A 16,449-nucleotide genomic window follows, 5' to 3' on the forward strand; every position below is an offset into this window, starting at 1 on the left:
TTTACACAAGCCAATGTCTGGATTGTCTCGAAAACTGTCGCTGCATTATACGACTTGCGCGCTGTTGATTGCCTACCGCAATGGTCAAATAATGAGTCGATTGGTGAAATCTGTGCATTCAGACCTTCACCATGTTCCAGCCTGACAACTTCCACTTGCGATAGCGCATAATATTCAGCAATATGAATATGCAGCTGGTCCATCCCAGCTGTGAGGCGTGGAAACCTCCGAACTCTCGTCCGGTCAGATATACTGGCCGGGTGGCTGTCGTATATGTCCAAGGCTCTGCCTAAAAACGGCAGCGCCTGTGCGAGAGTCCAGGTTTCCAACACCCGGCTAGGGTCCGCCTCTTCAAATATTTGGAGGAGGCACCCAATGCAGATTTTCGACCTTGTTTTCGATCTCGGTGAAATCTTGCACCGTCAGCTTGATTTGTTGAGCGCGTGGGAAGCGGGCTTGATGACAAGCGGCGAAGCGAAGCTGCTTTCCGACCTGTTCTTTGCCGAGGATGATGGCGAAACGCTGACTCAGATTTGCCGTGAATTTTTTCATGAAGAACTCGACCTGTCGGGCCTTGGAGGGAGGGTTCCTGCCGAGCTGTCGGTAGCACTTTCGCGGCTTGCTACCAATGTCGATGCCATTGGACGTCTCGCCAATGGTCATCGGCAGATCATGGCGAAAGTCGAGGAATCCAAAGGCAGGTTTGAGCCGCGCGTTGAAGACTGGGCAGAAGTGTATGACGAGTTCACGCACATCTTGGCGCGTCCTTCGCAGTGTCTGGACAGTTTGGAGGACAGGAAGCGTTTTCTTTTGTTGAAGGCTGCGCTGGTCAGAAGGATCGCGCCGATGGCGACCTTCGCCGGATATGATCAGGCGGAATTTTCGAGCGCCATAGAGATGGCGCGGGCGCGCGCTGCAGGTGAAGCATGAAGAGCGCGGCGATAATGGCGAGCCTTTTGCTGGCTGCAACACCTGCGTATGCAACGCCTGCAGAAGATGACCTAGCTGAGTTCCTTCGTAAGAATTACAACAAATCCGGCGGCTTGCTTGATGCATTGCTGCCTAATGCGCCTACTGGCTATGCGGCAGACTATGAGGGGCAGCAAACCGACGGCAGCTATTGGACCAGCGCCTATTTCAACGCACTCAATGTCGCGACGGCCGGTTGGCCACAGCGCACTCTATCCAAATATTGCGCCAAGGCCAAAGGCACTCTGGTACAAAGCTACGCCGTCCGGGTGTTTGATAATGGCATTGGTTCTGGCCCGATTACACTCGCCGATCCTAATGGCGACACCGAGCTTGCCGTCGACCGCTGGATGATAGAGCGGTGGCGTTATGGCGCTTGGCAAAGCGAACAAAAGTCTGGACCGCGCGAATGGGATTTGCGAAGTCCAGCGGGCTTAATCGACGCCAAAGGCTTTTTAGGGTTGTTCAGCTGCCACGATGAAAGTGGAAAGTCTTTGTGGCATGTTGCCATATTGCCTACTCGCTTTGGCAATATGCAGGCGCTGCAAGAGGTCGGGCGCAGCGCCAATGCCTGGTTCATGCTGTCGATCCGCCCGGTAACGGCGACGGAAATCGCGAAAACCGCGGCTGAAAAACAAGCGGTTGAAGAGAAGGAACGCGCAGCCCAGCTTGCGATCAATGACCAGTGGAAGCGCGAAGCGGCAGTCCGCGAAGAGCAAGGCGCAAAGCGCGCAGCTTTGCTTGTCAGCTTTCGCAAAAGTCTAACGGTCGGAACTAAGACCAATTGTGGCAGGGTGTTAGCGTTCAATGGCCCGTTGGTTGAAGTTCAGGTGCCATCGCATGTCCAATTGCGCAACAGTGCAACGCGGGTGTTTGTCGAACGTGACAAGCTTGAGCCGGACGATGCGGAAGCTTGGAACTGCAAATGGGACTGAGGAGAGGACTTATCGATGCCCGATGAGGAAGCCAAGCGTGCGGCTTATGAGGAGCTGATGGCCTATATCGAGGAGTGCGCCGAAGCAACTAAAGGCTGGGAAGGCGAACTGCTTGAAGATGATGAAGTGAGTCAACGTTATGGAATCAGTGCCGAGCAACTCGATGCGCTGCGAGGTGAGGGCAAGGCGATGGCCTTTCCCAAAAGCGCTGGTGGCTATGTCTATCCTGCCGCGCAGTTCGTTGACTGTAATGTTGTCGCCGGGATCGATCATGTTGCTGAGGTCGTTCAGATCAATGGCGAGTGCTGGCTCTTTTTGACGCAGCGTAGCCCTTATCTTGATGGAGACGTCCCGCTTGATCGGCTGAAGCGTGGCGACCTTGCAGCGGTGGTGGAAGCTGCGCACATGCAATATGACCTGTGAACACAGCCAAGCGCCGGTCGTGCCACTCCATGCAAGTGCAGCGGTATCTGCCTACCCGCGCCCTCCATCATTCCCTGTTCGGCCTGCCAGCAGCAGTCGAACACACCAAAAAGGCATTCCCCGTCCCGACAGCTTCCACAACGACACCACGCGCAGACCGGGTCAAGAGCCACAGCCGCAAAGCGGGGCGGCAACGCCGCCGCTCTTGACGCGGGCGAGCATGGTGTCAGGCTGGAAGGTGAGGGGAAGTAGCGAATTCGGTATATCTGGGCGGTTTTCAACCAGAGTGGTAGTGTAATGTGTTGTTGATTTAGAGATTGAGCGCCAGAAAATGGGAGCCAAAATCTGCATGACAGATCATGATCTTAAAGACCAGATAGCCCGTATAAGACAGACGCAGGCAGAGCTTGACCGTATCCAGCTGCACTTGATGAGCGTCGTCAAAGATTCTAAACTGGAAGGTTCTCCAGCCATTTTGGTGGGCAAGCTGTTGGTGGGCTATGCGGCGCTGCTGTGTGTCGGCATCGCAATTGGGAAGCTGGTATGACATCGCGAGAAGGACGTTTCTTTCCCATAACACGGGACATCGTTGCAACCCGCTTCACATATCCATGTCAAAATCATATTCCTGGGTGCGTGATGGTTCGGGGATTTTGAGTTCGGGCACTTTGCTGGATTGCTCGACTGCTAGGCTTGGCTCGGTGCTGGATTTGAGGCCCAATATCTCCAGGGTTGTGTGTAGCAGCGATTTGTCAAGCTGGGCGTCAACGCCTGTCTTACCATCAAAAAGCCCTGCATCTGGCTTTGCCAATTCAGGACATAAATCAAGCGCATTGGGGGTAGCACCCCGATGGCTTTCAATACTGCGCGCCACTGCTTCGTTGTTGTCCAGATGAATCGCACTGTCCTCGCGCGCGCGGCTGTTCAAAACGTAGAAGAGACTCGCGCTGTTTAACAGCCGGTCATGGCTATCGATGACCGATATGGTCTTGTCATAGGTCATACCCTGTGCGCGGTGCATATTGAGCACCAGTCCATGCGCCAAGCTCTGGCTGAGTGGATCGCCTGCCTCCAACTTCCATTCGCCTTTGGCATTGCCAACCGTGAGGCTATCGGGTTCGATCTTCAGCACATCGATTTTCGAGCCATTGCTGATGTCTTTTGCCTTGTCATTGGTTGTCCAGATCAACTTATCACCTTCGCGCACATCGATTTCATTCGGAACCTTTAGCGCCAATCCCTTGGCGTTGCTGGATAGATGCAAGGGATCAAAACGCTGTCGTATGCCGTCACGCGCAACCTCCACCTCTTTGCTGTTGGGATCAATGCCACGCACTTCATAGCGACCTGCTGGTAAATTGATGCTTGGCTGGTAGCGGAACACCTCCAGCAATTGTCCCGGCGCATAGCTGGAAAGCTGCTTGAGCTGCTGGGTCGTCAGGTTAAGATTGTCGAATGTCTGCAAGGTCAGCGAACTATCGCCAAGTTTGCCCTCAGCAATCAGCCCACCACGGACATGATCCAGCAGCTGTTGGCGCAGATTGTGGCCGGAGGTAAGCAACGCTGTGGAATCGCGCTCCTTTTCCGGCAAGCCCAACCATTGCTGCGCCGCAGCCTTGGCAGGATCGACACTTTCCTTCACCCGCTCGCCCAGCGCATCAAGCGCACCGCGCACATTGCCGTCCTTCAACTCGGCAACTGCCGTGCGCAGTTCAGGATCCTGCTGGCGGCGGTTTTCGCTCAAAATCTGCGTTGGCGCGTTTAGACGCTGAAAGAGCGCGAAGGGCCGCCCCGCCTCAACCGGATCGATCTGCTTGATATCACCGACCAACACCAACTTCGCCAATCCGCCACGCTCCGCAATCTGCATCAGCCCGACCATCTGCCTATGCGAGACCATCGACGCTTCATCGACGATGAGGATTTTGCCGCCAAGGTCTGCACGTGCATTGTCGATGACAACCGAGGTGGCCTTCCCCGTTGCAAAGCGGTGCTGCGACAACAGCCCCTCGACCGATTGCACCTGTATGCCGGTAACTTCGCGTAATTCGGTTGCGAGCTTGTTTTGTGGTGTCGCGGCAATGATTTCGATACCCGATTTTGCCGCAACGTCGCGGGCGAGGGCGAAGATCGTAGTTTTGCCAGCACCCGCATCGCCCTGAATCAACTGGACGGCATTGGTGCCGGACAGGATAGCGAGGGCGCCATCTTGCTGCTCGGCTGATAGGTCGATGGCTGCAGCTTTGCTTGCATCTGCCAAGCCGCTGACTGCAACAGCGGGATCGATTGGTGACGCGATTGCATCGATGCCAGCTTTGACATGATTGACCATGTCGACTTCGGTTTTGAAAATATCGCGCGTTGTCATCAGGTCGCGCCCATGCACTTTCCCCATCAACAAGGTGCGATCCGTTACCAACCGGTCGATCCGGCTTTCCACCACGCGCACCGTTGCGCCATGATCGCTCATATTGAGCGAGGTCCGAAGCAGCATATTGGGCTCAAAGGTCGCTTCGCGTTCTGCAAGATGACGAACGCCTGCAGCGACAGCATAGGCCGCTGCCAGATGGCTACCGCGCGTCGCTGGTTCCGCGCCTGCCATCAGCGGTTCAGGCTTGGGACCAAAATAGTGAGTCACCTTATCCAGCAACGCCTGTCCCCATTCGCGTACTTGCTCGATGAAGCCGCGCGGACGTGCAGCTTCGCGTGCTGCGGCAATGATGGGTGACAGATCGAGGCCACGTTCGCCCGCCAGTTGCTCCCAATGCGTAGCAAGTTTGGATGGCTCGATCACTTCTTTGGCATCGCGTGTCCGTTCTGCAACCGCTCGCATTCCCTGCGGGGTTTTAATATCAAGCTTGGCTGCTTTGGCTAAAATATCTTCGCGCCTTGTGCTCCATTCGCCAATCACGGCACGATCAATGCCCTTAATCTCGAAGCTGCCATGCTTGCCGGTAATTTCCGTCTGGTAGCCAAGCTTCTGCATCTCGGCGCGCAATTGGGCGTGATAAACCGAGCCGATGAGGGTGTTCTCAGAATAGAGCTTGTCGTTCCGCAATGCGCGCCATTCGCCATCCGACCGCTGGGTTGCGTTCAAGATGACCGCATGGACATGCAGTTGCGGGTCCTGATTGCGGGACACATCGTGCGCGAACATCGCATAGGCCAAGTTACCGGTCTGTACCGCGCGTGGCCCTTCACCTGATACCCGCGCTTCAGCAAGTCGCTGCTCGACCCAGGCAAGCGTCGCTTTGACGGCTGACACATGAGCAGGGGCAATGCGTTCGTCCTTTCCAAGCAAAGCCAGCAAGCTGACGCTCTTGGGCGCGGAGAAAGTAAGATCAAGACCAGGTCGATGGTCACCAGCGTTGTTTGCGATTGTTGCCCCATTGGGCAGATGACCTTTCAGGCAGTTCTCAAACTGGCTTGGATCGACTCCGCCTGATAGCCCAAGCCGCGCTGCCGCTTCACCGCCCCATTCGCCCTGATGCTCGGCGGCTTGTTCGCCGACGTAATAATTGTCGGCAGCATAATATTCCGCAGCACCGCTTGCCGAGCCTATGGCTCCAATCGATACAACCATGGCTCATCGCACTTCGAGCAGCAGCGGGAATCGCAATGTGCAATTGAAGCTGGTTTTGCTCGTCTTGGCACGCTCTGCGCAGCGCACATAGCTTTGCCGGAACTCGGGATTTTTGAGGAGTGTGTGCGTCTCTGACATATATGCGCCATGTAGCAGGCTGCCATCGCCAGCGATAAACTTCGCTGCGTGCCAGGTGCTGTCTTCGCCAGTGAGCCAGACTGCCAGCCAGCGGGCAGGGGAGTTGCCTGCGATCGCCCAGAGCACCATGCCTGACGCTACAAGTCCGCCTAGGACGCCAACGCTTAGCATTTGCAGCAATGTGCGTCGTGTCTCGACCTCCGCAAGCATCTTGTCATGTCCGCGCTCGATCGCCGCTACAATCTGCGTGTTGAGTGCGTCCGCTTTGGCGAGCACCGATATGAGCCTTTGCTGGTCCTGCGCCGCTGCAGCCTGATTGGCAGCAGCAACCTGTTCCGCCGTTTGCGGTGTTGGGATGGATCGCAGCAGCTTGGCGCCAAAATCATCAAGTGATGATTGCATTGATTTGCTGAGCGAGGAAGCCGCAGCGCCCAGCTTGTCCGATGCATCAACAACACGCGCGATTAGTCGATCATCATTCAGCGTTGCGATTTTGGGGGTTGGATTGGCGGCCGTTCGCCCAAGCCCTTCAACCTCACGCTCGATCAGAGTAACGACCCTGTCGGTCATCGTGACGTTGCCACGCAAGCAAATGGTCTTGAAGCGATCACGCAAGGCCAAAGGCAGCTGGATGCGGAACTGGACTGTTGCGGTCATAGCGCCAAGTTCCCTTGAGCCTCTGCGGTATAGCGCTGGAGCTTGACGTCGATTCGTTTGCGGAGTTCTTCCTTGTGCGGTTGCGTCGCAACCAATGCATCAAGGGTGGCTCTGATCTTGATGATCTGATCGAACACCCGGTCTGACGATGCGCCTTGGCCTGACAGCGCGCGATCCAGTACCTGTCCCGCCCATGCAGACTTGGGGATGCCCGCCGCGCGTGCGAGTTTCTCGACAGCAACCAGCTGCTCGCGTTCCAAGTAAACGGTCAGTGGGTGGCGCGACATGGCTGGCCTCCCAATTGGCAAATCCGTCCAACGGTGCGCCTAACAATGTGCGGCGCTGTGCGCACTGCGCGACGCGTCTGAAGCTCCGAGAAATCCTCACCAAAACGCGCTATGGTAAGCGGACGTACCATAGGGCATCGACACAGTGCGGAGTTGGTATGTGGTCGGAAAGTGGCGGTAATCCAGCACTCCTGGCCGTCTTCTGACGGCGTAGGGTGTGCTCTTAAAACACCCAATATAACTCCCGTATTAGCGTATTGTAGCGCATTCCCATTGCGCTTGTTATACTGGATGTCAGTGTTGTTGTTGCGTTGGGTGATCAGGCGCTGCTCGTCGGTATCTGGTATAAAAAACATCGGTTCACTCCGTCAATAGCGCCTGTGGTGGAGGCCATTTTCCCAGTTGAGGATTTCATCCTCGCGCCAACGAATGTTGCGGCCTACCGAGAGTGGTGCTGGAAAGCGCCCCGCACGAACCAATCGATAAATTGTGACCCGATGAAGCTGCGTGAATGCAGAGACATCGCTGACTGACCAGAGCCTGCTTAAAGGACCCGGCGGTGGCGTGCTTTTGGTATCTGGTGCTGACAGATCAAAACTTTGTTGCATGGTGTTTCCTCCTATTTCGCATGAGTGCGTGAGGTATGGAAACATGGCCGACTAAAGCGCTCAGTGATATGGCTCTACCAAGGCATTATCAGGGACAATTTTTGATATTTGGATGATATTTAGAGCGTTAGGGTTAATTGCCCCGATGCTTCTTCGAGTCGCTTCTTAAGGTCAGGGTTAGTGCCGTAAGCTATGTGTTTGATCCACGCATTGGAATCTTGCTCTGCTGGTTTGCGCTGTCGGATGACATCAGCATTCTCTTGGTCGCCAGTGTTATCCCGTGGCAAGCCAAGCGCCACCCTGCCAAATTTGTTTTCCAATGCTGAGGCTGCCGCCCTCACCGCGTCCATTACAGTATAGTCATCTCGCTGGTTCTCGCAAAAGCATCGCCAAATTGTTTCTACGGCAAGCATATACATGTCATGATGGTCGAGAGGAATGCCGCCTTCCGATAGAAAACTTGCCACTGCCGCGCGCAATTTTGTCTCTGTGAGGACAGTTATATAGGCCCGTTTTTGTGCGCTGCTTTGTCTGGGCTTAGCTTTTGTGAGCTCCACGTTATGAATGGGCTTCGCTTTCGCACTTTGCGCCATGTCACCAACTTGAGCTGCGCCGGGCTCGTTTAGATTGATAGAGGATCCCGTTCGTGAAGGCGTTTGCCTCGCAAACGGAGGCGCTATCTCCGGCGTTGCCATCGTTGGGTCGCTTGGAGCTATGCTGTTCAACAATTGGCGCGATGTGCGGCGTAATGTAAGTGGTTCCTTTATCAGGCCGCCCCAAGGCAACCGGACAAGTTCGCGATGTCTAATGTCCTGCGAGAGCAGGAGATAGAAATAACGGTTATCGACAATCTTCTTCGTCAATGGACCTTCGTTGCCATGGTGAAGTTCCCATCGCTCTGCAGCAATGTCGTCTTTAAGCGGGGCCACAGCTTCCTTGAGTTTTGCATCCAGCTCTTCAGCGCGATCACGATACTGATAAGCGGTCCACGAAATTTCGGACAAAACAGCAGCCGTAAAGAGACAACCAATGATCGCGCTTCCCGGCATTGTGGGTTGGCCATCAAAAAGAATGTTTGCACCGATTATGAAACCAGTGATGAGGCTGCCATATTTAACAACGGCTTGCATGGTATGTCGACGTTGAGCACCACTTGCCATATCGGCAAGCGCTGCAGTTATATCAACATCGTGCAGACCAGCTTCGTCGAGCCTACTTCTGACCTCACTGTTCAATGATGCAGCTGTGCCCTCCATCACTCCAATACTATTTGCCGGATAATTTGAGGCAAGCGGCAATTTGACTACAACACTTTGTGTTTCAGATCGATGCACAACATTGCGAAGCGTTGCGGAAAATTGCACTTCCAGCGCACTTCCGAGAAATAGTCACACCAACATGGTGATATAAAATTCAGATTAAGTCATTGAAATTATTGGTCGGGACGAGAGGATTCGAACCTCCGACCCCCACACCCCCAGTGTGATGCGCTACCAGGCTGCGCTACGTCCCGACCGCCAAAGCCTGCGCTGCAGGCGATGGAAGCGCGCCTATATGGCGGCCATAGTGTAAAAGCAAGGGGCGTTATCGCCCCTCAATCGCTTTCCCGTTGCGCGCGATTTGCCATGATGGTAACCGCGCGCCTTGGATTTTCCGGAGGCACTTCCTATCTGCCCTCCAGCAAGAACAATCGGGGAAAGCAATAATGACATCGTCCATGATTTTCGCAGCAGCCACCGGTGCAGCCGGCGGCTCGACCGGCGCGGCCTTTTTCGTGCAGGTTTTGCCGCTGCTGATGATTTTTGTAGTCTTTTATTTCCTGCTCATCCGCCCGCAGCAAAAGCGCGCGAAAGAGCATGCGGCAAAGATCGAAGCCGTGGTTAAGAATGACGAAGTGGTCACCGGTGGCGGCTTGATCGGCAAAGTGACCAAGGTTGCCGACGATCATGTCGAAGTCGAACTGGCCCCCAATGTGCGCGTCAAGGCGCTCAAATCGACTCTCGCTGACGTGAAGAGCCGCACCACCAAACCGGCAAACGACTGAGCCTGCGGTAACGCAGACCAGAGCTTGGGGAAGCTTCATGCTCGATTTTCCACGTTGGCGGGTAACGATGCTGAATGCACTGATTGTGCTCAGCATCTTGCTCGCAATTCCCAGTTTCCTGCCCAAAGCATGGCTTGATCGTATCCCGGCAGGAGTGCCGAAAGAGACGATCAGCCTGGGTCTTGACCTTGCGGGCGGTAGTCACATCCTGCTCGAGGCTGATACCGCACAGTTGCAGCGTGACCGTCTGGAGTCGCTTGAAGACAGCGTACGCACCGCGATGCGCCGGGCCGAACCGCGGATTTCGATCGACAGCGTCACCCGCAGCAACGGCCGGTTGAGCTTTGTAGTTCCCGATAGCGCACAAATCGACGCAGCACGTGAGGCATTGCTGCCGGTTGTTGCCAACAGCACGGGTGGCCGCGATTGGTCGATTGAAGTAACCGACGGCAACCGTATCACCCTCGTTCCTTCGGGGACAGGCAACACCACTGTCCTTGATCAGGCGATGAATTCGGCAAAGGACGTTATCGATCGCCGTATCAACGCCTTGGGCACGCTGGAGCCGACGATTATTCGCCAGGGTGCAGATCGCATCGTGGTGCAGGTTCCGGGTCTGCAGGATCCGCAAGCGCTGAAAGACCTTATCGGCAAGACGGCAAAGCTCGAATTTAAGCTGGTCGACGAAAATGCCGATCCTGAACAGACCGCACAGGGCAAGGCCCGCGTTGGTAGCCAGGTTTTGCCTTATCCCGATAACCCGACGGGCATCCCTTACATTGCGGTGCGCCGTCTGGGCGGCATTTCGGGCGACAAGCTGACCGGGGCACAGCAGAGCTTTGACCCGCAGGATAACCAGCCTGTCGTCAACATCCAGTTCGACGGCGAAGGCGGACAGCGTTTTGCCCGCATGACGCAGCAAAACACCGGTAAGCTGTTCGCAATAATCCTCGACGGGCAGGTGATTTCCGCACCGCGCATCAACGAGCCTATCCTAGGCGGTTCCTCGCAGATTTCGGGCAGCTTCACCGTAGAAAGCGCGAACCAGCTGGCGATCGCGCTCAATTCAGGCGCATTGCCGGTTGACCTCAAGGTTGTCGAAGAACGTTCCGTCGGTCCGGATCTGGGCGCAGACTCGATCAAGAGTGGCATCCTGGCCGCGTTGATCGGAACCGCTGGCGTGCTTCTGTGGATGATCCTGACCTATGGCCGTTTCGGCATCTATGCGAGCTATGCCCTCGTCATCAACGTCGCAATGATCCTTGCGGTGATGTCGCTGTTCAATGCGACACTGACCTTGCCGGGCATCGCCGGCTTCGTTCTCACCATCGGTGCGGCTGTGGACGCCAACGTGCTTATCAATGAACGTATCCGTGAAGAACGGCGCAAGGGCCGACGCGTCATTCAGGCGCTGGAAAATGGCTATAAGGAAGCCAGCCGCGCAATTTTTGACGCGAACATCACCAACGTGATTGCCGCGGTGCTGCTCTTCATCTTCGGCTCCGGCCCGATCCGCGGCTTTGCGGTGGTCTTGATGATCGGCATCGTCACATCGGTTTTCACGGCGGTCACGCTCACACGCATGTGGGTTGCCGGCTGGGTGAAGCGCAACCGTCCGCAAGACATCAATATTTGAGGCGAGGGTTCGATCCATGAAACTTCTGAAGCTCGTTCCCGACAACACCAATATCGGCTTCCTGAAATGGCGGAACATCGCTTTCGGGTTCTCCATCTTGTTGATGGTGGCTTCGATCTCGCTGGTCGCGACCCGCGGTCTCAACTTTGGTGTCGATTTCATCGGCGGCCAGATGATCCGTACCACTTTCGTTGGCGAGCAATCGGCACCGGTCGAGGCGCTGCGCGAAAGCATTGGCGAGCTCGGTTATGGCGATCCGACGATCCAGCGTTTCGGCGAGGAAAATCAAGTTTCGATCCGCATGAAACTTCCCGACGGCGCTGACAAGAATCCCGAACTTGCCAATGAAATGGCAGAAAAGATCATCGCCAAGGTGAAGGAAGACCATCCCAAGGCGCGCATCGATGGCGTGGACTCGGTCTCCGGCAAGGTCTCCAGCGAATTGTTCGACAAAGGTCTGTTCGCGCTGATTGCCGCAGCGCTTGGCGTTGCCATGTATGTCTGGTTCCGGTTCGAATGGCAGTTCGGGGTCGGCGCGATATGGGCACTGGTGCACGATATTACGCTGACATTCGGTTTGTTCGCGCTGACGCAAATGGAGTTCGATCTCAACACCATCGCCGCTTTGCTAACAATCATCGGTTATTCGCTGAACGACACCATCGTGATTTACGACCGCATCCGTGAGAATCTGATGAAATATCGAAAGATGGACATGCCGGCGCTGCTCGATCTTTCGGTCAATGAAACGCTGTCGCGTACAGTGATGACCAGCTTGACGATCCTGACGCCGCTGGTCGTTCTGGTGCTGTTTGGCCCCGACGTGATCTTCGGTTTCAGCGTCGCGATGGCCTTCGGTATCTTTGTGGGTTCCTATTCGTCGGTCTACCAATCGGCGCCATTCCTGATCTGGTTTGGCGTCAGCTCCGACAGCTTTGTGCCTGCTGAAAAAGTGGCGGACGGCAAGGCTGAACGCTTGAACGAAGGAACAGTTTAAGCGCGGCTTTCAAGCAAATGGCGCCAATGTGCGATAAGCGCGGCGCCATTTGCTTCCCAGCTATAGTCTGCGACCGTTCGCGCCACGCTGTCACGATCGACCTGAGACGCAAGGACTCCCCGAAGTCCCTCAGCTATCGCATCGGCGTTGCGCTCCACTATCCTGCCTGCCGCGGGGCCTGACATAACTTCGCGTGCGCCGCCGCTATCAGTAATTATCAGCGGCGTGCCGCAGGCCAGCGCTTCAATCCATGCATTGGCCAAGCCCTCGCTGGAAGAGGGAAGTACCGCAGCATCGGCGGCTTGCAGATACGTCCCAATTTCGGGATGCGGCAATGAGCCCAAGAAATGCACCCTATCGGCGATGCCAAAATCGCTGGCTAGCTTTTCCAGCATCGAACGATCTTCGCCATCACCAATCAGCGCTAGCCTCGTTTGAGGCAGTTGGGCAATCGCTTCGATGGCGAAGGACTGGCCTTTGCGCGGAATCAGTGCACCCACACTGACAAGCAAAGCACCATCCTTTGGCAATGGCAGGCGCTCCCGAAGCGCCGATTTCTGCTCTGCCGGTACAGCGAAGTGCGTGCGGTCGATGCCGGTGCGATGGACACTGATCTTGCTCGCGTCCACGCCAAGCGCCGCAATGTCGGCCCGCATCGCTTCTGACACCGCGAGCAGGCCTGCGGCTCTCTGCGCCGCTTCAATAATCTGCTCGCGGCAACCGGGAATACCGGTCCAATAGTGGATGTCGGCCCCGCGTGCCTTGATCGAAAATGGCAGGCCCAACGCATCGGCAATTTGCATCGCTGCCGGGCCATCAGGCCAAAAGAATTGCGCATCGACCAGATCGAAGGGCTTTTGCGCGTGCAATTTGCGCGCGAGAGGGATCACGGCCTTGGCAATCGCCGAGGCGTTGCGTGCAGGCGCCATCCCCGGCAGCAAGCGAAAGCGCGGGCGGTACACCGTCTTTCCATGCCACTGATCGACTTCGGGCAGGGAAGCACGATCCCGATAAGTTGGCAGCAGTTTCGAAAGCGGCCATGGCGGAAGGCCATTGGCACTGATGCGCACAATATCGGCTCTTCCAAAAGCGTCGGCGGCATCGAGAGACAGTTCGACAAAACGACCGAAATTGGGCGCCGCTGCGCTTGGATATAAGGTAGAGAGCGAAAGTATCCGCACGATTCCGCTCAGAGCACACGCACCAGTTTTGCCGCACGTGCAATCCATGCCGGGTCAGCGACCACCTGTTGCCGCGCCCCGGCAGCAAGGGGAAGCAGGTGCAGTTTGCCATCTTCACGGCCGATCAGCCTGCCGAAGAGGAAACGCCCGGCAGGGCGCGGAACGAGGACGTCGCAGTTCAGTGCTTCGGCGAAACGCTCGGGCGGCATCTGCTCGCACCACAACTCATCACCGCGGCGATAATCGCCAATGCTGTCGACAACGCGCAATCCGACCATTTCTCCCAGCAACCGGGGTACAACCATGCTGTCCGCCTGTGTCGGGGCGTAGACGCCGTCGATGCCTAGGTGCGCAGCGACCGGTAGTTCCTCCTGGTCGGGCAGCTGCACCAACTCGCTGGCATCCACGCCCAATGCGTCTGCAATGCGATTGAGCCAATCGAGCGATAGCGTTCGCACGCCGGTTTCAAGCCGGCCTATCGTTTGCGCGGTTGTGGGCGGATCGCAGCGTTCGGCAACATCGAGCAGGGTATAGCCCTTGGCACGGCGAACTTCGCGAATACGATGCAACATGGTAGCGCTTTCGATAACCAAATAGGTTTTCACTGTCCTACATAATTTTCCAAATGGCAATAGGACATTTCGTGATTCGAAAGGACGATCCTATGCCAAGAGCCGATGCCGCAGCCAAAATGGCCCGCCATTCCGATCCGCGTTTGCTAGTGGAACGGGCCTTGCCTGACCCCGACGCCCCGAAGGACCGCGCGAAGCCGCGGCGGACGGTGACCGTCAACCTGTCGGAGTCGCCATTGTCTTGGCTGCACGCGCATGGACATTTATCCGATAGGCAATTGCTCGCGGGGGAGAAACTGCGCAGTGATTATGAAGCGGCCTGCCTCGGCCCCCGCACAACGATGGTCTGGGATCCGACTCCGGTGGTGAGGACGAGGCAGGGTGCTCCTTCGCCATCTATGCCTGGCGAGCGCGCCTTGCATGCCAAGCAGCGTTTCGATGACGCCATGGCGGCGCTGGGTGGCGATCTATCGGACATTGCCTGGCGGGTGATTTGCGCGGGCGAGGGCGTTCCTGTCGCCGAGAAAGCGATGGGCTGGCCTCTTCGATCAGGCAAGCTGGTGCTCAGGATCGCGCTGGACAGGCTCGGGACTTATTACCGCTTACCGGGTTGATTAGGACGACAGCGTTTCGACCATTTCAGCAAGATCGAGCCAGCGTTCCTCCGCGGCGTCCTTTTCCGCGCGCAGTTTCTCGATCTGCGCTGTCAAATCGGAAAAGCGCGCAGGATTGCGGCTATAGAGGCTGGCATCGGACAACTCCTCCTCGGCCTTGGCGATCGCCGCCTCGATCTCTTCGATCCGTTTGGGCAGCAAATCATAATCGCGCTGGTCTTTGTAAGATAGTTTCGCGGCCTTGGGTGGAGGCGGCGCAGCAGGCGCGGGGGCTGCTTTTTGGACCTTGGCTACATTCTGGGTGCGCCGGTCGCGCTTTGCTTCCCAGTCAGCATAGCCGCCGGCGATGATATCGACCTTGCCCGATCCGTCGAGGCCTAGGGTGAGGGTGACCGTGCGGTCGAGGAAGTCGCGGTCGTGGCTGACAATCAGCACAGTGCCCTCATAATCGGCAATCACTTCCTGCAAAAGGTCAAGCGTTTCGAGATCGAGGTCGTTGGTGGGCTCGTCGAGAACCAGCAGATTGGCCTCGCGGGCGAATTCACGCGCCAGCAACAAGCGCGAACGCTCGCCTCCGGAAAGGGTGCCAATGCGAGCCTCAACCAAATTGGGATCGAACAGGAATTCCTTGAGATAGCCTTGGATGTGCTTTTTGTGGCCGCGCACCACGATCCAGTCGCTGCCATCGGCAAGGACATCGCGAACGCGCTTTTCAGGGGCAAGCAATTTGCGCTGCTGGTCTATGATGATCCCCGTCAGCGTCTTCGACAGCGTGATTTTGCCCTCATCGGGTTGCATCTCGCCGGTCAGCATGCGGATCAGCGTGGTCTTTCCTGTGCCGTTCGCCCCGACAATACCGATACGATCACCGCGCTGGATACGCAGCGTGAAATCGCGGATGATGCGACGGTCGCCGAAATTCTTGCACACACCCTCGGCGGCAATCACCGTCTTGGTTTTCACTTCATCGGTGGCTGCAGCAAGTTTTGCCGTGCCTTGCGGCCCCAGCATGGCTGCACGCTGCGCGCGCATTTCCATCAGTTTGGCGAGCCGCCCCTGGTTCCGCTTGCGCCGCGCGGTAACGCCACGCTCAAGCCAATGCGCTTCGATCTTCAGCTTGGCATCGAGGCGCTCGGCAGCACGCGCTTCTTCGGCATAGACTGCCTCCATCCACGCCTCATAGCCGCCAAAGCCGATTTCGTTACGGCGCAGGCTTCCCCGGTCGAGCCACAGCGTCTGGCGCGTCAACCGGGTCAGAAAGGTTCGGTCGTGGCTGATGACCATAAAGGCGCCCTTGTAGCGGGTCAGCCAGTCCTCAAGCCATTCGATCGCCCCAAGATCGAGGTGGTTGGTCGGCTCATCGAGCAACAGCAAGTCGGGTTCGCTGGCGAGTGCCCGGCAGATGGCGGCACGACGGCGTTCGCCGCCTGATGCCGTCTTTGCTTCCCGATCAAGGTTGATGCCCAATTGGTCGGCGATTGCACGAATTTCATGCTCAGGCGGTGTCCGTTCGCCGGACAGGCAATAGTCGATCAACTTGTCGAAAGGCGCAAAATCAGGGTCCTGTTCGAGCATTACGATATTGGTGCCGGGAACGACCGTACGCTTGCCGCGATCCGGTTCGATACTCCCTGCAATCAGCTTCATCAGCGTGGTCTTGCCTGCGCCATTGCGCCCGATCAGCGCCAGCCGATCGCGCGGGCCTATGAAAAGGTCGATGTCGCTGAACAGCCATCCTGCGCCTTGTTGCAGGGAAAGACCTTCATAAGAGAGGATGGGAGGAGCTGACATGGTGGAGGCGCGGA

Annotated in this window: 16 protein-coding genes and 1 tRNA gene; 8 read left to right on the plus strand and 9 right to left on the minus strand. The window is 56.6% G+C overall.

Translation table 11 applies throughout. From position 1 onward, the window contains the following. The first annotated feature begins 375 nt into the window (after window positions 1-375). The 4 genes from ACFSAG_RS09575 to ACFSAG_RS09590 all read left to right on the plus strand — a co-directional run bounded on the left by ACFSAG_RS09575 (window position 376) and on the right by ACFSAG_RS09590 (window position 2,874). A complete protein-coding gene (locus tag ACFSAG_RS09575; protein ID WP_381514022.1) occupies window positions 376-930 on the plus strand; it encodes a hypothetical protein in 555 nt (184 codons plus the stop codon). A gap of 14 nt (window positions 931-944) precedes the next feature. Beyond that, the gene (locus tag ACFSAG_RS09580) at window positions 945-1,904 is read left to right on the plus strand and encodes a hypothetical protein (protein WP_381514025.1); all 960 of its coding nucleotides are present in this window, start codon (window positions 945-947) and stop codon (window positions 1,902-1,904) included. Window positions 1,905-1,919: 15 nt separating this feature from the next. Continuing rightward, on the plus strand, window positions 1,920-2,327 hold the full coding sequence (locus ACFSAG_RS09585; protein ID WP_381514028.1) for a hypothetical protein: 408 nt from the start codon (window positions 1,920-1,922) through the stop codon (window positions 2,325-2,327). A 349-nt stretch (window positions 2,328-2,676) separates the two neighbouring features. Beyond that, window positions 2,677-2,874 carry a hypothetical protein gene (locus tag ACFSAG_RS09590; protein WP_381514031.1) on the plus strand — a complete coding sequence of 66 codons (198 nt, stop codon included), beginning with the start codon at window positions 2,677-2,679 and terminating at the stop codon, window positions 2,872-2,874. 54 nt (window positions 2,875-2,928) lie between these two features. Here the strand turns inward: ACFSAG_RS09590 and mobF are convergent, their stop codons facing one another. The 6 genes from mobF to ACFSAG_RS09620 all read right to left on the minus strand — a co-directional run bounded on the left by mobF (window position 2,929) and on the right by ACFSAG_RS09620 (window position 9,113). Then, a complete protein-coding gene (mobF, locus tag ACFSAG_RS09595; protein WP_381514034.1) occupies window positions 2,929-5,910 on the minus strand; it encodes a MobF family relaxase in 2,982 nt (993 codons plus the stop codon). A gap of 3 nt (window positions 5,911-5,913) precedes the next feature. Then, complete coding sequence (locus ACFSAG_RS09600) at window positions 5,914-6,705, minus strand: hypothetical protein (protein WP_381514036.1); 792 nt, start codon at window positions 6,703-6,705, stop codon at window positions 5,914-5,916. Next, window positions 6,702-6,992, minus strand: coding sequence for a hypothetical protein (locus ACFSAG_RS09605; RefSeq protein ID WP_381514039.1), 291 nt, complete (start codon window positions 6,990-6,992; stop codon window positions 6,702-6,704). Before ACFSAG_RS09605 ends, ACFSAG_RS09600 begins: the two co-directional genes overlap by 4 nt. A gap of 368 nt (window positions 6,993-7,360) precedes the next feature. Then, window positions 7,361-7,600, minus strand: coding sequence for a helix-turn-helix transcriptional regulator (locus ACFSAG_RS09610; RefSeq protein ID WP_381514042.1), 240 nt, complete (start codon window positions 7,598-7,600; stop codon window positions 7,361-7,363). Window positions 7,601-7,719: 119 nt separating this feature from the next. Further along, complete coding sequence (locus ACFSAG_RS09615) at window positions 7,720-8,856, minus strand: hypothetical protein (RefSeq protein WP_381514045.1); 1,137 nt, start codon at window positions 8,854-8,856, stop codon at window positions 7,720-7,722. Between the two features lie 180 nt (window positions 8,857-9,036). Further along, a tRNA-Pro gene (locus tag ACFSAG_RS09620) sits at window positions 9,037-9,113 on the minus strand. Between the two features lie 192 nt (window positions 9,114-9,305). Here ACFSAG_RS09620 and yajC point away from each other — a divergent pair. From yajC to secF, 3 genes are read left to right on the plus strand one after another with little or no spacing between them, the layout of a single operon-like run. After that, window positions 9,306-9,644: a preprotein translocase subunit YajC gene (gene yajC / locus ACFSAG_RS09625; RefSeq protein ID WP_374614993.1), complete on the plus strand. Its 339-nt coding sequence runs from the start codon at window positions 9,306-9,308 to the stop codon at window positions 9,642-9,644. Window positions 9,645-9,681: 37 nt separating this feature from the next. Further along, entirely contained in the window at window positions 9,682-11,280 is a 1,599-nt protein-coding gene (gene secD, locus ACFSAG_RS09630) for a protein translocase subunit SecD (protein ID WP_381514049.1), read from the plus strand. Between the two features lie 16 nt (window positions 11,281-11,296). Next, complete coding sequence (gene secF, locus ACFSAG_RS09635) at window positions 11,297-12,277, plus strand: protein translocase subunit SecF (RefSeq protein ID WP_374614995.1); 981 nt, start codon at window positions 11,297-11,299, stop codon at window positions 12,275-12,277. Here secF and ACFSAG_RS09640 read toward each other — a convergent pair. Further along, entirely contained in the window at window positions 12,274-13,458 is a 1,185-nt protein-coding gene (locus ACFSAG_RS09640) for a glycosyltransferase (protein ID WP_381514052.1), read from the minus strand. The genes secF and ACFSAG_RS09640 overlap by 4 nt on opposite strands. An 8-nt stretch (window positions 13,459-13,466) precedes the next feature. Next, window positions 13,467-14,030 carry a helix-turn-helix domain-containing protein gene (locus ACFSAG_RS09645; protein ID WP_381514054.1) on the minus strand — a complete coding sequence of 188 codons (564 nt, stop codon included), beginning with the start codon at window positions 14,028-14,030 and terminating at the stop codon, window positions 13,467-13,469. 92 nt (window positions 14,031-14,122) lie between these two features. Here ACFSAG_RS09645 and ACFSAG_RS09650 point away from each other — a divergent pair, with 92 nt between their 5' ends. Beyond that, window positions 14,123-14,644: a DUF6456 domain-containing protein gene (locus ACFSAG_RS09650; protein ID WP_381514057.1), complete on the plus strand. Its 522-nt coding sequence runs from the start codon at window positions 14,123-14,125 to the stop codon at window positions 14,642-14,644. On the opposite strand, the gene ACFSAG_RS09655 is transcribed toward ACFSAG_RS09650, so the two are convergent. Continuing rightward, entirely contained in the window at window positions 14,645-16,435 is a 1,791-nt protein-coding gene (locus tag ACFSAG_RS09655; protein WP_381514060.1) for an ABC-F family ATP-binding cassette domain-containing protein, read from the minus strand. Between the last annotated feature and the right edge of the window lie 14 nt (window positions 16,436-16,449).

Origin of the sequence: Sphingorhabdus buctiana, assembly GCF_042680825.1 — a bacterium.
GTDB classification, from domain to species: Bacteria; Pseudomonadota; Alphaproteobacteria; order Sphingomonadales; family Sphingomonadaceae; genus Sphingorhabdus_B; species Sphingorhabdus_B buctiana.

Coding starts and splice junctions, on each gene's coding strand:
- ACFSAG_RS09645 (WP_381514054.1), bottom strand. CDS start 14,030: ATGTTGCATCGTATTCGCGAAGTTCGCCGTGCCAAGGGCTATACCCTG.
- ACFSAG_RS09590 (WP_381514031.1), top strand. CDS start 2,677: ATGACAGATCATGATCTTAAAGACCAGATAGCCCGTATAAGACAGACG.
- mobF (WP_381514034.1), bottom strand. CDS start 5,910: ATGGTTGTATCGATTGGAGCCATAGGCTCGGCAAGCGGTGCTGCGGAA.
- ACFSAG_RS09610 (WP_381514042.1), bottom strand. CDS start 7,600: ATGCAACAAAGTTTTGATCTGTCAGCACCAGATACCAAAAGCACGCCA.
- ACFSAG_RS09580 (WP_381514025.1), top strand. CDS start 945: ATGGCGAGCCTTTTGCTGGCTGCAACACCTGCGTATGCAACGCCTGCA.
- secF (WP_374614995.1), top strand. CDS start 11,297: ATGAAACTTCTGAAGCTCGTTCCCGACAACACCAATATCGGCTTCCTG.
- ACFSAG_RS09605 (WP_381514039.1), bottom strand. CDS start 6,992: ATGTCGCGCCACCCACTGACCGTTTACTTGGAACGCGAGCAGCTGGTT.
- yajC (WP_374614993.1), top strand. CDS start 9,306: ATGACATCGTCCATGATTTTCGCAGCAGCCACCGGTGCAGCCGGCGGC.
- ACFSAG_RS09655 (WP_381514060.1), bottom strand. CDS start 16,435: ATGTCAGCTCCTCCCATCCTCTCTTATGAAGGTCTTTCCCTGCAACAA.
- ACFSAG_RS09575 (WP_381514022.1), top strand. CDS start 376: ATGCAGATTTTCGACCTTGTTTTCGATCTCGGTGAAATCTTGCACCGT.
- secD (WP_381514049.1), top strand. CDS start 9,682: ATGCTCGATTTTCCACGTTGGCGGGTAACGATGCTGAATGCACTGATT.
- ACFSAG_RS09585 (WP_381514028.1), top strand. CDS start 1,920: ATGCCCGATGAGGAAGCCAAGCGTGCGGCTTATGAGGAGCTGATGGCC.
- ACFSAG_RS09650 (WP_381514057.1), top strand. CDS start 14,123: ATGCCAAGAGCCGATGCCGCAGCCAAAATGGCCCGCCATTCCGATCCG.
- ACFSAG_RS09615 (WP_381514045.1), bottom strand. CDS start 8,856: ATGGAGGGCACAGCTGCATCATTGAACAGTGAGGTCAGAAGTAGGCTC.
- ACFSAG_RS09600 (WP_381514036.1), bottom strand. CDS start 6,705: ATGACCGCAACAGTCCAGTTCCGCATCCAGCTGCCTTTGGCCTTGCGT.